This is a genomic window from Oleiphilus sp. HI0061 (assembly GCF_001635675.1).
Genome location: NZ_LWFE01001175.1, coordinates 1 through 1,512, shown reverse-complemented (window position 1 = coordinate 1,512; position 1,512 = coordinate 1). Strand labels below are relative to the sequence as shown.

Annotated in this window: 1 protein-coding gene; it reads left to right on the top strand. The window is 45.9% G+C overall.

Features of this window, described 5'->3' with window-relative positions:
• Positions 1-1,512 (top strand): elongation factor G (fusA, locus tag A3735_RS17945; RefSeq protein WP_068638392.1); only part of this gene is annotated, 1,512 nt, incomplete at both ends.

Here is a 1,512-nt window from a genome sequence, read left to right as displayed (position 1 = left end):
GATGATCACCGCATGAACATCATAGATACTCCTGGACACGTTGACTTCACAGTAGAAGTATATCGTTCTTTGAAAGTTCTTGATGGTGGTATCGGTGTATTCTGTGGTTCTGGTGGTGTTGAACCTCAATCAGAAACAAACTGGCGTTATGCAGATGAGTCTGGCGTTGCTCGTATCATCTTCGTAAACAAGCTTGACCGTCTAGGTGCTGACTTCTTGAAAGTTGTTGACCAGGTAGAGAACGTACTAGGCGCTAAGCCGCTAGTTATGACTCTTCCAATCGGAACCGAAGATGACTTTGTTGGTGTTGTCGATATTCTTTCTAAGAAAGCTTATGTTTGGGATGACACAGGCCTACCTGAAAACTTCAAAGTAGAAGACGTTCCAGCCGATATGGTTGACGATGTAGACATGTATCACGAGCAGTTGATTGAAACAGCTGTTGAGGTTGATGACGACATCATGATGGCGTACATGGAAGGCGAAATGCCAACTACGGAACAGATCAAAGCCTGTATTCGTAAAGGTACTAATGACCTGACATTCTTCCCTACTTACTGTGGCTCTGCATTTAAGAACAAAGGTATCCAGTTAATTCTTGATGCTGTTGTTGACTACTTGCCTTCACCCACAGAAGTTATTCCTCAGCCATTGACTGATGAAGTGGGCGAGCCAACTGGCGAAGTTGCTACAGTTGCTGTTGACGAGCCATTCCGCGCACTTGCATTTAAGATCATGGATGACCGTTTCGGCGCACTTACCTTTATCCGAGTTTATTCAGGTAAGCTGAACAAAGGCGACACAGTACTTAACTCCTTCACAGGTAAGACTGAGCGTATCGGCCGTATGTGTGAGATGGAAGCTGAAGATCGTAACGAGCTAGATTCAGCTCAAGCTGGTGACATCCTTGCAATCGTCGGCATGAAAAACGTTCAAACAGGTCACACACTTTGTGATCCCAAGCACGAATGTACACTTGAAGCGATGGTCTTCCCTGAGCCAGTAATCTCGATTGCTGTTAAGCCTAAAGACAAAGGCGGTTCTGAGAAAATGGGTATCGCGATCGGTAAGATGGTTGCAGAAGATCCAACATTCCAGGTTCACACTGACGAAGACTCAGGTGAAACAATTCTACGCGGAATGGGTGAGCTTCACCTAGACATCAAAGTAGACATCCTGAACCGTACTTATGGCGTTGAGCTAGAAGTTGGTGAACCTCAGGTTGCATACCGTGAAACAATCACGGCTGAAGTTGAAGATTCATATACGCACAAGAAGCAGTCTGGTGGTTCTGGTCAGTTCGGTAAGATCGATTACCGTATCAAGCCAGGTGAGCAGAATTCTGGTTTCACATTCTCATCTACAGTTGTAGGTGGTAACGTACCTAAGGAATTCTTCCCAGCTATCGAGAAAGGCTTCCAAAGCATGATGGAGACCGGTGTTCTTGCTGGCTTCCCAGTACTAGATGTTGAGGTTGAGCTGTTCGACGGTGGTTTCCACGCGGTTGACTCC